Origin of the sequence: Psychrobacter sp. JB385, assembly GCF_900163785.1 — a bacterium.
Lineage (GTDB): Bacteria > Pseudomonadota > Gammaproteobacteria > Pseudomonadales > Moraxellaceae > Psychrobacter.
In genome coordinates, this window is the sequence record NZ_FUKN01000012.1 from 1 (window position 1) to 12,969 (window position 12,969).

Annotated in this window: 11 protein-coding genes; 8 read left to right on the forward strand and 3 right to left on the reverse strand. The window is 42.2% G+C overall.

Annotated elements, in window-relative coordinates:
- The first annotated feature begins 516 nt into the window (after positions 1 to 516).
- The 4 genes from CZ794_RS06360 (at position 517) to CZ794_RS06375 (ending at position 4,342) form a co-directional block, all read left to right on the forward strand.
- Positions 517 to 2,046 carry a M20/M25/M40 family metallo-hydrolase gene (locus CZ794_RS06360; RefSeq protein ID WP_218778310.1) on the forward strand — a complete coding sequence of 510 codons (1,530 nt, stop codon included), beginning with the start codon at positions 517 to 519 and terminating at the stop codon, positions 2,044 to 2,046.
- Between the two features lie 410 nt (positions 2,047 to 2,456).
- Entirely contained in the window at positions 2,457 to 3,272 is an 816-nt protein-coding gene (locus CZ794_RS06365) for a hypothetical protein (RefSeq protein ID WP_087040815.1), read from the forward strand.
- A gap of 111 nt (positions 3,273 to 3,383) precedes the next feature.
- Positions 3,384 to 3,995 carry a hypothetical protein gene (locus CZ794_RS06370; RefSeq protein ID WP_087040816.1) on the forward strand — a complete coding sequence of 204 codons (612 nt, stop codon included), beginning with the start codon at positions 3,384 to 3,386 and terminating at the stop codon, positions 3,993 to 3,995.
- Entirely contained in the window at positions 3,992 to 4,342 is a 351-nt protein-coding gene (locus tag CZ794_RS06375) for a hypothetical protein (RefSeq protein ID WP_087040817.1), read from the forward strand. Before CZ794_RS06370 ends, CZ794_RS06375 begins: the two co-directional genes overlap by 4 nt.
- Before the next feature lie 125 nt (positions 4,343 to 4,467).
- Here the strand turns inward: CZ794_RS06375 and CZ794_RS06380 are convergent, their stop codons facing one another.
- Positions 4,468 to 4,728, reverse strand: coding sequence for a DUF1289 domain-containing protein (locus tag CZ794_RS06380; RefSeq protein ID WP_087040818.1), 261 nt, complete (start codon positions 4,726 to 4,728; stop codon positions 4,468 to 4,470).
- Positions 4,729 to 4,914: 186 nt separating this feature from the next.
- Between CZ794_RS06380 and CZ794_RS06385 the strand changes: the two genes are divergently transcribed.
- The 3 genes from CZ794_RS06385 (at position 4,915) to CZ794_RS06395 (ending at position 8,413) form a co-directional block, all read left to right on the forward strand.
- Positions 4,915 to 5,589, forward strand: coding sequence for a YqiA/YcfP family alpha/beta fold hydrolase (locus CZ794_RS06385; RefSeq protein ID WP_087040819.1), 675 nt, complete (start codon positions 4,915 to 4,917; stop codon positions 5,587 to 5,589).
- A 110-nt stretch (positions 5,590 to 5,699) separates the two neighbouring features.
- Positions 5,700 to 7,586, forward strand: coding sequence for a DNA topoisomerase IV subunit B (parE, locus tag CZ794_RS06390; RefSeq protein WP_087040820.1), 1,887 nt, complete (start codon positions 5,700 to 5,702; stop codon positions 7,584 to 7,586).
- Between the two features lie 161 nt (positions 7,587 to 7,747).
- Positions 7,748 to 8,413 carry a lysophospholipid acyltransferase family protein gene (locus CZ794_RS06395; protein WP_087040821.1) on the forward strand — a complete coding sequence of 222 codons (666 nt, stop codon included), beginning with the start codon at positions 7,748 to 7,750 and terminating at the stop codon, positions 8,411 to 8,413.
- 146 nt (positions 8,414 to 8,559) lie between these two features.
- Here CZ794_RS06395 and CZ794_RS06400 read toward each other — a convergent pair whose 3' ends face one another.
- On the reverse strand, positions 8,560 to 9,345 hold the full coding sequence (locus CZ794_RS06400) for an SDR family NAD(P)-dependent oxidoreductase (protein ID WP_256958897.1): 786 nt from the start codon (positions 9,343 to 9,345) through the stop codon (positions 8,560 to 8,562).
- Between the two features lie 335 nt (positions 9,346 to 9,680).
- On the opposite strand from CZ794_RS06400, the gene CZ794_RS06405 reads away from it, so the two are divergent.
- Positions 9,681 to 10,997 carry a hypothetical protein gene (locus tag CZ794_RS06405; RefSeq protein ID WP_087040822.1) on the forward strand — a complete coding sequence of 439 codons (1,317 nt, stop codon included), beginning with the start codon at positions 9,681 to 9,683 and terminating at the stop codon, positions 10,995 to 10,997.
- A 109-nt stretch (positions 10,998 to 11,106) separates the two neighbouring features.
- On the opposite strand, the gene CZ794_RS06410 is transcribed toward CZ794_RS06405, so the two are convergent.
- On the reverse strand, positions 11,107 to 12,870 hold the full coding sequence (locus tag CZ794_RS06410) for a mechanosensitive ion channel (RefSeq protein ID WP_087040823.1): 1,764 nt from the start codon (positions 12,868 to 12,870) through the stop codon (positions 11,107 to 11,109).
- Positions 12,871 to 12,969 lie beyond the last annotated feature (99 nt).

Consider the following 12,969-nt stretch of genomic DNA (forward strand, 5'->3'; position numbering starts at 1 on the left):
GTGGTTCGCCCATGTGAGAGTAGGTCATCGTCAGCTCCTTATTCTGACTAGCCCCTTGATACTAACGTATCAGGGGGCTTTTCTTTGCGTGGCTGTTTCAAGAATTCAAACACCCTACATATTAGGTTCTATTCAACGGACTTTGCAGCTACCTTCACGTTGATAGAAGCAAAAGCCCACATCATTATTCAGATAAGTGCTTTATCTGCAACTTCTATAGGGCTTATTCTATATATTCCTATCTCTACAGCACTGTCTACCTTTATCTCTCTATCAAACCATCTACCTATTCAATGTCACTATCTAAGCAATGTTAACCAATTGACATAGACTGTATTCCTATATGGATATTGTTGGATTGAGCTATTAGTGCTAGATTCATAGAACTTAAAATAATCAGTTTACTAGGACGACTCTTAGAAAATGGTTGATCTGCTATTCAATATCGATATTTTGATAATATAGTGAAAAATCACAATGGACTGCTTTGATAAACTTTATGAAAATAGGGAAATTATGAATAAATTGGGTGTTTTTTCTTTGATTGGTGCAGCACTGATAATGGGCAACACTGCCAATGCCGCTAAACTATCTGCTGCTTCTGCTGCCGAGTATGCTCAAGGTACTTATCCTGAGTACTTCGATCTCTTAAAGTTACCAAATGATGCAATCGTTCCAGCGGATGTGCGTAAAAACGTTGAGTTTCTCGATGTCGCTTTTCGTAAGCGCGGCTTTGTCACAAAGCATTTAGAAAATGATGGTAAGCCCATGCTTTTTGCCGAGCAGCCAAACGCTGATCCTAAACGCAAGACGGTGCTCTTTTACATGCATCTAGACGGTCAGCCAGTGGTCGCTGAGCAATGGGATCAAAAGGACCCGTGGATACCTGTACTTAAACATCGTGTCGCAGATGGTGAATGGGAAGAGATAGATTCCGCGAAACTGTTCAATGGTTCGGTCGATCCTGAGTGGCGTGTTTTTGGGCGCTCTTCTGCCGATGACAAGGCACCAATCATGATGCTTTTGGCCACCATGGATGCCATAAAAGCTAGCGGTGCTGCTCAAGGTGTGAATGTAAAAGTAATACTGGATAGTGAGGAAGAAAAAGGATCGCCTTCAATCAATAAGGTCATGTCAGCTAATAAAGACCTATTGCGCTCAGACGTTATTGTTATTAACGATGGACCTATGCACGCAACCAATCAGCCGACACTGATTTTTGGTAATCGAGGCGCTGCTCAGGCGCGCCTGACAGTTTATGGTGCTAAAGTACCGTTACACAGTGGTCACTATGGTAATTACTCGCCCAACCCTGCTCAGCGCTTGGCGACGCTGCTTGCCTCCATGAAGGGTGAGGATGGTCGTGTCACCATACCGGGGTACTATGATCGCGTGAAGCTCACCACTGCCGATCGCAAAATTATGGCTGCCGTTCCAGACGACGAAGCTGCGATACAAAAGCGTCTTGGTATCTCAAAGCCTGACAAAGTAGGGAACAACTATCAAGAGGCAATGCAATATCCATCACTCAATGTTCGTGGAATGGCGTCGGCTGCTGTTGGTGATAAAGTCGCTACTATCGTGCCTGATATGGCTGTTGCCGAGTTGGATCTACGTACAACGCCAGAGTCCGATGCCAACTACCTTACCAAGCTTGTTGAGACGCATATTCAAAAACAAGGCTATTACTTAGTGACAGGCGAACCCACTGATGACGATAGAGCGCGCTTTGATAAGTTAGCAAGCTTTTCTTATCAGAGTAAAGGTGGTAACGCTGCGGCGACGCCGATGGATGCCCCTATAGGCAAATGGGCGTACCAGTCGATGGTAGAGGCATTCGGCGCAAAACCTGCGCCAGTCCGTATTCGTATGATGGGCGGTACTGTGCCAACGGCGGAGATTGTAGATGCTTTGCAGGTGCCATTCGTCATTGTGCCGCTAGTGAATGCTGACAATAATCAGCACGCTGCGAATGAAAATATGCGCATGGGCAATTATATTAATGGCGTACGTACTCTTTATAGTTTAGTGACTAGTCCTTTATAAATAGAGGTGAAATCGGACAGTAATGCCTATGGTTAATTGACAATGACATTAGCACAATGTTCCCACCTGATTTCTTCTTAAATGAGAAGGTAAAACATCGTAGCGCCAATTGTAGTGTGGTTCGCCTATGTGAGAGTAGGTCATCGTCAGCTCTCTATTCTAAAGTAAAAGCCCCCTTCGCTAATGCGGATGGGGCTTTTCTTTGGCTCCAAATTAGGGTTTATCCAATTTGATTCGATAATTGCATTACTATGCATGTACTCACATGATTCTCACCTTTATTACAATGCAAATTCACTTTATTGAAATTGTTTTTAGAATATTATTTATACTATTATTTTTACTGGCAGTGATACAATATTTTATACTGTTGACTATTAGTTTATTTCTTAAATTAAATAGGGATTCACATGCCTGATAAATCTTTTCTAGAAAACTATTCTCTCTATAGAAAATTTCGAATTGACGTGCTTCCAAGGGCATTGAATCAATGGCCTGTTGTAAGTATAAATATGTCCTGTCCAAAATGTAAGTCGAATCAGACCTTTGTTATGAATAACTATTATTGGGAAAATTTTGAATATCAGAATTATCCCTCCGAAGGTGTTAATGTTCGACTTGTATATCTCTGTACTCATTGTCAGGAATTTGAGCGTCTCTTCTATGTTAAGGCAGGCGATGATAAGCAGGGTGCATGGTATATGAAAATAGGACAATTTCCTGCTTGGGAAGTGTCTGGTGATGCCAATGTTGAACTTCTTCTTGGCAAGCATGCTGGTTACTACAAGAAGGGTTTAATTTGTGAGTCCCAAGGCTATGGTATTGGGGCCTTTGGCTATTACCGACGAATAGTTGAAGAAGTAATTGATGAATTGCTCGAAGAAATAGCTGATCTTCTATCTGGTCAAGAACTTGCTGCATATCAAGTTGCACTTGAGAAAACGAAAACAACAATTGTGACTGCTGACAAAATAGTGATTGTAAAAGACCTTTTACCAGCGATATTGCGTCCTGATGGAATGAATCCTTTGTCTGCACTACATTCAACTTTAAGCCAAGGTTTACACGCAGAATCAGATGAAGATTGCTTAGATTTAGCAGAGAACTGTAGAGAAATATTAGTCTTCTTGGTAAATCAAGTTGCAGCTAGTAAACAAACAGCAAAGTCATTCACTGCAAGTATGAGAAAACTATTGGATAAAAAATCAGAGAAGAATAATTCATAGGTGTATACTATTTAACCGATATAACCTCTAGATTTATTTGTCATTGTATTGAAAATTAAATATATTTTTCTTAAAAAGTGTACATAATCTTACTGGAGAGGACTAATAAAGATGCCATTTAATGATCTAATGACTGACACTGTAAACTTGTTAAAAAAGAATGGGGAAGTAATTTCAAATATTAGTTCAAGTGTGCAGAAGAATAAAATCTTTATCCAACGCTCTGATATTCTTATAGAGACAGGCGATTTAATTCAGCGTTCAATGAGTAATGGAGCAGAAGAAACATACAAGGTTATTGATCCAGGCTTTCATGAGAGATTTCATAGTATTCCTGCTGGCTACCAAATGGATGTGATTAAACTGGGTCTTCCGGAAGCCGAAGTTGCCGTTCAGAAAGCTGCCGTTCAGCATATTACTTATAACATCTCTGGAGTAAACAATCGTTTTAACCAAAACTCAATAGATAACTCTGTAAATATTGTGAATTCGAATTCAGAGATTCAAGAGAATATATCTGCTTTGCGCGATGAAATTGATAGACTCAACCTTTCTAAAGAAGAGCAACTGGCATCATATGAAGTTATCGACGCAGTTGAAACTCAATTCGAAGGTGGTAAGCCAAGTAAAGCGATTGTGCGGATGCTTTTAAATGGACTACCTAATGCAGGAAGTATTGCTACAATCAGTTCCTTCTTCCTTTCTTTATTGGATAAATTATGAAATTAGATGATTTCGTTGCAGAAACCTTAAAGCAGATTATTAAAGGAGTGGTGGTAGCGCAGGAGTATGGTCAGACTCAAAATGCGAATATAAACCCTATCACAGCTGTATTTCAGAATCCTGCTGAAGGGCAAACGTTTTGCCAAGAGACTGGAGTTTTATTACAAAGAATAGGGTTCGATATAGCAGTTACAGTAAATGAATCGCAAACTTTGGCAAATGATGGAGAGTCTGTAGGCTCTATATCTGTATCTTCAATAAGTTCAAATAGTTCGCAGAATAGCTCAGTAAGTAGAGTTCAATTTGAAGTTCCGATACTATTACCCACAACTGGCAAGAAAAGATAGCCAATTAATTAACGCAGCTGTGAAACTTTCGCTACGTTAGAGTTTCATTGTTTAACAGGGACTAAAGCTTAAACTATCTTGCTAAATTTTAAGACTTTAACTAGTGAAAACGAAGTACCTATTCCTCAAAACAACTCACCCACCTCAAACTCTTCTTCAAAATCAAACCCTAATTGCTCACCTTTACGCTGTCTCATCTGCTCAATACGCTGTTTACGCCCTGCGATGAGCCGCAATACCTCACGGCGCTCCTCTGTACTCATACTTAACCACAATTGACGCTCAGGACGACTGCGCAAGCAACCAAAGCAATACCCTTTTTTATTGCTTTGACAGATACCGACACAAGGGTTGTCTATGTCGAACAGCTCAAATTGTGGATTCATGGCGGCTCCATTGCTATTACGGTCATTCCTTTGACTGGCGCAAACTATTGTCACAGCCCTATTATGTCGCAAATAGTGAATAATAGTGTGCCGTTTTATTGTTACTATGTTTATAGGGCGAGTGTTATGCTGAATGTCATATTTAATATAAAACAATCACAATAAATCGAATAAGCGAGATGATATATGAACCTCATTTATATTCATGGATTGGACAGCGATGCCAATTCTACCAAAGGTAGGCTATTAGAAGAATATTGCAAGCAGTATTATCCTGATATCACCGTATTACGTCCTGATTTGAATCAAGCGCCTGAGCACGTTTTTGAGCACATACTGTCATTAATACAAGATGCTGATAATAAAATCGAGAACATTGAAGAAAATGCGCTTGCGTCTAACAATACTGTATTAATAGGCAGCTCATTAGGCGGTTATTTCTCTACCTTAATCAGTAACCATACTGGTTGCCCAGCGCTATTATTAAATCCCAGTACGCAGCCTCACCTCACACTACAACGATTTGCCCATGAAGCTATGTCAGGTAATGAGGATAAAGATACATCGTTCGATGATTATGTTTTGCATTCGACGTCAGGCGGCTGGGATATTACCAATGCTGATTTACAATGGTTTGCGGATCATCCGTTATCGACGGTGACTCATCCAGACAAAGTGGCGGTACTGATTAAAGAAGGCGATGAATTATTAAACCCTGAGTTGGCCAAAACCTTTTATCAAGAGCAAGGCGCGACAGTGACGGTGCAAGCGGGCGGTGATCATAGATTCAGTGATTTTGGTGAGCAATTACCGATGGTACTTAAGTTGATACAGCAGTTGGTTGAAAAATGCATCAAATAAATAGACGACATTATGTGACGTGCGCGACCGACTATTACCATTAAGGTCGCTATTTTTCGTTATAATGGTTCCATAGAATCAATCGCACATGAACAATTAAGGATGCATTTGTGAGTCAATATAATGCGCAATCGTTAGAAGTTTTAGAAGGGCTTGAGCCAGTACGTCGTCGTCCCGGTATGTATACCGATACCACACGCCCAAACCATCTAGCGCAAGAGGTCATTGATAACTCAGTCGATGAAGCATTGGCGGGTTATGCCAAAACCATCAAAGTTCAGCTGCATAGCGATGGTTCGCTGTCAGTGGAGGATGATGGGCGCGGTATGCCGACCGATATTCACCCTGAGTTTAATCAATCCGGTATTGAGCTGATTTTGACCCGTTTGCATGCGGGTGGTAAGTTTTCGACCTCTAACTATGAGGTGTCAGGTGGTTTACATGGTGTAGGTATCTCTGTCGTCAATGCACTATCGACACGTGTCGAAGTCACCGTATGGCGTGACAGCACCCAGTTTGATATGGCGTTTGAAAACGGCGCACCCGTGACGCCATTGACCGAGGCGGTCAGCTCAAACAAACGTAAGCGCGGTACCAGAGTGCATTTTTGGGCCGATGGTAGCTTCTTTGATACGCCCAAATTTAATGTCAAACAGCTTAAGCACAATCTCAAAGCCAAAGCCGTTTTGGCGGCTGGACTGACGATTGAGTTTGTGGATGATATCAATGATGAAAAAGTCGTTTGGCAGTTTACTGATGGCGTGGTTGAGTATCTAAACGAGCAGTTAGATGGGCTTGAGACATTACCGCAAGCGCCGTTTTATTATAATCATGAAGCAAAAAATGGCGCGCGCGCAGGCATTACCTTTGCATTGTCTTGGTTGCCTGAGGGTGGCACACCGATTCAAGAAAGCTATGTGAACTTGATTCCGACCGCGCAAGGTGGCACGCACGTCAATGGGCTACGCACGGGTATTTTAGAAGCCTTACGCGAGTTTTGTGATATTCATAACTTGCTACCGCGCAGTGTGAAATTGACGGCAGAAGATGTGTGGGATGGGGTCAATTATATCTTGTCGCTGAAGTTCTCAGAGCCGCAGTTTTCTGGTCAAACCAAAGAGCGCCTGTCCAGCCGTGAAGCAGCTGGCGCGGTACAGACCTTGGCAAAAGATGCCTTTAGTTTGTGGCTCAACCAACATGCTGATATGGGGACACAAATTGCCGAGCTGGCGATTAACAAAGCAGGTCGTCGTCTAAAGTCCGCCAAAAAAGTGGCCCGTAAAAAAATCACTCAAGGACCTGCATTGCCAGGTAAGTTAGCAGATTGTCGTGGTGATCTGCGTGATGGTGCGGAACTGTTCTTAGTAGAGGGTGACTCGGCAGGCGGCAGTGCCAAGCAAGCACGTGATCGTCATTATCAGGCCATATTGCCCCTGCGTGGTAAGATTCTTAATACGTGGGAAGTCTCGTCAGATACGGTGTTGTCTAGCCAAGAAATTCACGATATTGCGATTGCGATCGGTGTTGACCCTGCCTCTGATGATTTGTCAGAGCTGCGCTACGACAAAGTTTGTATCTTAGCCGATGCTGACTCTGATGGCTTGCATATTGCCACGCTGATTTGCGCGTTATTCGTCAAGCATTTCCCAGCCCTCGTCGATGCTGGTCACTTATTTGTCGCCATGCCACCGTTGTACCGAGTAGATGTGGGTAAAGAGGTGCATTATGCACTAGATGAGTCTGAGCTTGAGCAGATTTTGGCAAACGTACCGGGCAATAAAAAAGCGCAAATCACGCGCTTTAAAGGGCTTGGTGAGATGAGTGCCGAGCAGTTACGTGAGACCACCATGAACCGTGATACACGGCGTTTGGTTCAGTTAGACATGGACGATATGGTGTTAACTAATGGCATTATGGATATGCTATTAGCGAAAAAACGCGCCGCTGATCGTAAGTCATGGCTTGAAAACAAAGGCAACCTAGCGGATATCTCGTAAGTACGGTGAGAGAACTGTTTATCATTCGCTTATGACTGGTAGGTATTGATTGCTTTGACCTATCCGTCGATAAGCGAGTGAATCATAAAACCTATAAAATTCAACTTAGTAGCCTAGGCTTGATGATATGATACAGTTATCTTTTACTATATGGTGCCATCATGACATCAAAGGTTTTGAAACGTTCTAAAGTATTGCCGAAGCTCAGTAGAGCGCAGTTGGGCGATAAAATCCCCAAACGTGGGGGTAAAGTGACACCCGTGGTCGCGTCTGCCTTAATAAAAATGGCCGGCTGGCGCAATGTGGGTAAGATTCCAAATATTCCGCAAGCGGTAGTCTTGGCGCTTCCTCATACCTCTAACGTCGATGGTATGTATGCAATTCCATGCTTGTTTGCCTTGGATTTGAACATAAGTATTATGGCGAAGCATACCTTGTTTAAAATACCTGTATTTGCTCAGCTTTTACATTGGGTAGGGGTCATTCCTATCAATCGAGGCAAGAAAGGGTCGGTATTGCAGGCAAGTATTGATAAGTTCAAAACAGGTAAACCGCTGTTTTTAGGATTGGCACCAGAAGGCACGCGCCAATATACTGAAAACTGGAAAACAGGGTTTTACTATTTGGCAGTTGGTGCGGGCGTGCCTATTTTACCAGTGGCACTGGACTACAACACCAAAGAAGTTCGTTTTTTATCGCCTATTTACCCTAGTGGCGATATCGATGCCGACCTACCAAAAATTTATGCTCAATATAAAGGAGTGATGCCCAAGCATCCTGAGCGTTTATCGAAGCCGCTACAAGATATGAATAACTCGCCTGATTAAAGAATGCCTATGGCGTTTCATGGCAGTGACGATATAGCTGTGAATGGCTTATTATCCAATCAGTAAAAAAAGCCCTTGATATCATAAGATCAAGGGATTTTTATTAGATGCGCTTCGTGTTGATTGTCACAACTTTGGCAACTTGCCTAAAAATTTGGCTGACCATTTGAAGCGCTGACTCCGCCATCAACAGGTAGATTGACACCTGTAATCATAGAGGCGTCTTCACTGGCTAAGAAGGTAATCGCTGCTGCGATGTCTTCAGGCGTTGCCAAACGACCAAGGGCTGAGCGTGCGAAAAATTTATCCTGCTTTGATTCATTGTCTTGAATGGCGGTGGTCATATTCGTTTTCGTCACGCTTGGATTGACCGCATTCACACGAACGCCATCAGGGCCATGATCTAACGCTAAAGTACGCGTTAGGTTGGTGACGCCAGCTTTGGCCGCATTGTAGGCTGCCATATTCCAATCACCGCCCATCCCTGACAATGAGGAAACATTAACGATATTGCCTTTGGTGGCGATGAGGTATGGCATGACCGCTTGAGAGACGTAGAAGTTGCCGTTCAAATTGATATTGATGGCAGTATTCCAATCTTCAGTAGATAAATCTGTTATCTTACCTTGTATGGCTTTACCAGCGTTATTGACCAAAATATCGATTTTTTCAAACGTATCTACCGCCGCTTGCACCATTTCTTGTACTTGGCTTTGCACGCTGATGTCACAAGTAACGCACAAATAGTTATCAGTGTGAATCCATGTATGATCTTCTGGAAACTCTTTTGCGGTTTCCTTTAAAGTTTCAGCTGTACGTCCAACCAAAACAACGTTCGCACCTTCTTGCGCGAAGCGGATGGCGGTTGCACGCCCAATACCTGAACCTGCTCCTGTTACGATCACGGTTTTTTCTTTAAAACGCTTCATCATTGTCAATCCTTGTTATTATATGGTATTCGTGAAATAGGCTTTATAAATGTACCTGAAAAAAGGGTTTGGTCGCAGTTTATAATCTGTAAGTCTGCATCCGATATGTATTTTTCTCACACTATCATAGCGATGCCCGCTTATAAAGGTGACACTGTTCCAGAAAACTGAGGCAATTTAACTTTTGAGCTTCTGGTAAGCGCGTGATAGTCAGTAAGACAAGCTGACGACATAGAGCGTTTCATAAAGCAGCTATAAGCTAGTAGGATAATACAGTCTCTTGCTTGCGTCATTACCTACCAACTAACGTGTTTATTTGATAATAAAGGGTTGAAAACGTGTCTTATTCGACTACTGCTATATCTGATCAGTATGAGATTGCGAAAGAGCTGACTTGCTATTTGCAGTCAGACGCCATTGAGATTTCCCTAGTTAATATGGATACCATTGAGCGTCAGTATGATGCTCACTATACTGCTCAGCAATACCTGTACCAGTTATTATCAGGCAAGCTGTCGGTGCTTAGAGTAACTTTGTCTCTACCTTTTGAGAGTAGTCGGACAAAAATTGAAGCTGTCCGCCTAGCGGTGCTAAAAGCCGCCGCAGTTTGGCAAAAAAAGCAAAATAAACAGAGCGAAACTGCTAGTCATGCGGTTTTGGTTATGGATGTCCATCTGACTGATGACAACAGAGAACATGAGAATGGGGTTAGTGATGACCAAAAATATAAAAATCAACGCGTCAAACATCATTTTGGCGCACGCTATTTTATGGAGCAGTTGGTTTTAGATACAGACGATAGCGTACAGCGACTACAAGTCTTTAGCTGGCACGATTGGCATTCAATATTAAAAGCACTGCAAACACCATGTGAGCTGTGGCGATTTTTGGATTATCATTTAGAGCAGTTAAAAAATGCTATCAATGGTCAAGTACCAAGCGTTGAAACAGAAACAGCGCTTGTCGCCCAGTTTTTAAACCGTCCTGCTCTCTTTGCACAAGCAATAGCGCTAGATAACGCACTGATCAAATACAATATTCAAGATGCGCCCAATCCCGCGTTAACCTCTATGACACTTGCTTATAAAAATCAAAGCATAACCGCACAGATGTCTCATCAGCATTTACAGCAAGCAGCACATCTATGGTCGCAGCTTAGTGCCCAGATGATAGAGACATCAAGAGGCAATCATATAGGCAATGATGGTAAAGCAGTCTTAGCTAATGAGGTCACTCATTGGCAACAACAGTTGTTGGATGAGTCGCTATTTTCGCGTCATGAATTGGTTCGTACCTTGTATAAACACCCAAAACAAGAACCACGCTTGCAGCAAACAGGGTATGTGGTGCATCAACATTCTTACGAAAGTTTGGGCCGACATTATGTATTAATCTTCTATGGACAGGATATAGAAGGGCACCACAGTAAAAAAACGATTCAACCAAATCTCTCAAAGATTGCTCAAGATGTTGCCACCCGTTTGCCAATCGCTGAGCTTCATCATGTTATTGTGCTTGGTATCGAGTTTATTAAGGAAGCTGAGGATACCTTTATGGATATTGATTTATGGATTCAGCCTGTCAATGCCATGACTCAGCGCGAGCGTCAATTAACCAAGCAACTACAGCAACTTAAAAAGCAAACTCCTAAATAACAACGCGCAATGTGGCGACTTATTTTGAAGGCATGTAAACTTTCTCTACCCATAAAAAAAGACAGCCTAGGCTGTCTTTTTTTTATTAAGCAATGGAAATAGTAAGTGCTTATTTGTTATTCAGATCGTCATTAATACCATTGTTTGGTAATAAATGATCGTCGCCAACGATATCATTATTAACGGTATTGTTGTTACCGATAGTCGTGTTATCAAGGCTGCTATTACCAAAGCCACTGGTACCAATGTTGTCATTGGCGATATCATCAGTATTTACGTTTGTGGTATCAACGATATCTGTATGCACATTGGTAGTTGACGTACTTCTCGTAGAGGCAGACGGCGTGTTTTCACGAACTGACTCAGCAAATTTGTCTTGAGTTGACTTGCTTGGCTGAAGCGTCGATTTTGCTTTTGCTTCGTCCGTTTCTCTATCCATTTTGTCTTGCATTTTGCGTAAGAAACGAGCAGCTGCTTCTTGACCACCAAGACCAAATGATAGTGCAAAAGCCACGGCTACCGCGCCTAATGTGAGACCAAAGGCTAGGTTGACGATAGAATCTGCAATGCCCATGGCTTTTAGACCCATGGCAAGTACTAAACCCATGATCAATACACGTACGATATTCGCTAAGAACTGTGATCCTTGCTCAGAACGCTCAACGACACCAGCGATAACATTGGCAAGCCAAAAACCGATGAAAAGAACAATCGCGCCTAAGATGATATTGGCACCAAAAGCGATAAACATGGTAATGATGCCAGAGATAGCCACAAAACCTAATAAGTCAGCAGCAGCGATGGCAGCAAACAACATTGCAAAGAAAATAATGGCATAACCAACGAGGTCAGACACTTTCTGACTGCCCATCGTCTGTTGTAGACCAACTTTTGCAGGTAATTGATTGATTTCAGTATTTTCAAGCAGGCCTTTGATGATATTAGCGACCATACGTACAACATAGAAAGTCACTACCAGAATGGCGACTGCCATGAAGATGTTTGGCAAGGCTTCCATGATTTTGTTTAGCATGTTCGTCGCAGGACGAGCAATCACTTCAACTTTTAACGCATTTAAAGCGGCAATAATGGTTGGGATAATAATGACCAAGAAAGCCAATGAACCTGCGATGTTCGGTAAGCTGTTTTGCTCATTCAAACCTGCTCGTGTTGCAAGTGCTTGTACATCAAAGGTAGAAACTAGGTTGGTCACGATACCGCGTACGATCTTGGCAATGATATAACCAACAACAAAGACCACACCCGCGAGAAGAATATTAGGAATAAAGTTAAAGATTTTATCAATCATGTTGGTCAAGGGCGCAAAGAGACCATTGAGCTGTAATTGACCAAGTACCATGGTCAAAACAATTAATAAGATGAACCAATAAACCATATCCGCAATCGTGCTACTCATCGGTTGTACGCCAGCTTTTTCGCTTAAACGCTCATCCATTGAGGTTTTCGCCAAAGCGGCATTGATAGCTGTGCGAGCCACAGTCGCCACAACCCAACCAATAACACCAACTGCAATAGCCACAATAAGATTAGGAATAAACATTAATACTTGGTTGACCATGTTTGCAAATGGTGCCGAAATAGAGTTTAGATTTAACTGGCTAAGCGCCCCTGAAATAGCAATGATAAAGATAAACCAAAACACAATCTTAGAAATAATGCCTTCAAGATCGTAAGTTTTACCCGTCGAGGAGTTCATACGTTGGTTCAAATTGACTTTGGATAATACCCCGCGTACCAGTGCTGCAACGCCAAGTGCCACAAGCCAACCGATAATGAAAATCAAGATAGCGCCGATAATGGAACCGATAGGCCCACCAAGATAACCATTGAACGATGTATACATTGGATTCATCTTATCCTCCTTTAATCATCATATAAAAGCTGCCGAACAATATTGCATATTCCATTATTATTAAGCGAATCCATTACATAGATGGTTATAATAAATAGT

Coding starts and splice junctions, on each gene's coding strand:
- CZ794_RS06400 (WP_256958897.1), bottom strand. CDS start 9,345: ATGATGAAGCGTTTTAAAGAAAAAACCGTGATCGTAACAGGAGCAGGT.
- CZ794_RS06385 (WP_087040819.1), top strand. CDS start 4,915: ATGAACCTCATTTATATTCATGGATTGGACAGCGATGCCAATTCTACC.
- CZ794_RS06365 (WP_087040815.1), top strand. CDS start 2,457: ATGCCTGATAAATCTTTTCTAGAAAACTATTCTCTCTATAGAAAATTT.
- CZ794_RS06370 (WP_087040816.1), top strand. CDS start 3,384: ATGCCATTTAATGATCTAATGACTGACACTGTAAACTTGTTAAAAAAG.
- CZ794_RS06360 (WP_218778310.1), top strand. CDS start 517: ATGAATAAATTGGGTGTTTTTTCTTTGATTGGTGCAGCACTGATAATG.
- CZ794_RS06410 (WP_087040823.1), bottom strand. CDS start 12,870: ATGAATCCAATGTATACATCGTTCAATGGTTATCTTGGTGGGCCTATC.
- CZ794_RS06380 (WP_087040818.1), bottom strand. CDS start 4,728: ATGAATCCACAATTTGAGCTGTTCGACATAGACAACCCTTGTGTCGGT.
- CZ794_RS06375 (WP_087040817.1), top strand. CDS start 3,992: ATGAAATTAGATGATTTCGTTGCAGAAACCTTAAAGCAGATTATTAAA.
- CZ794_RS06395 (WP_087040821.1), top strand. CDS start 7,748: ATGACATCAAAGGTTTTGAAACGTTCTAAAGTATTGCCGAAGCTCAGT.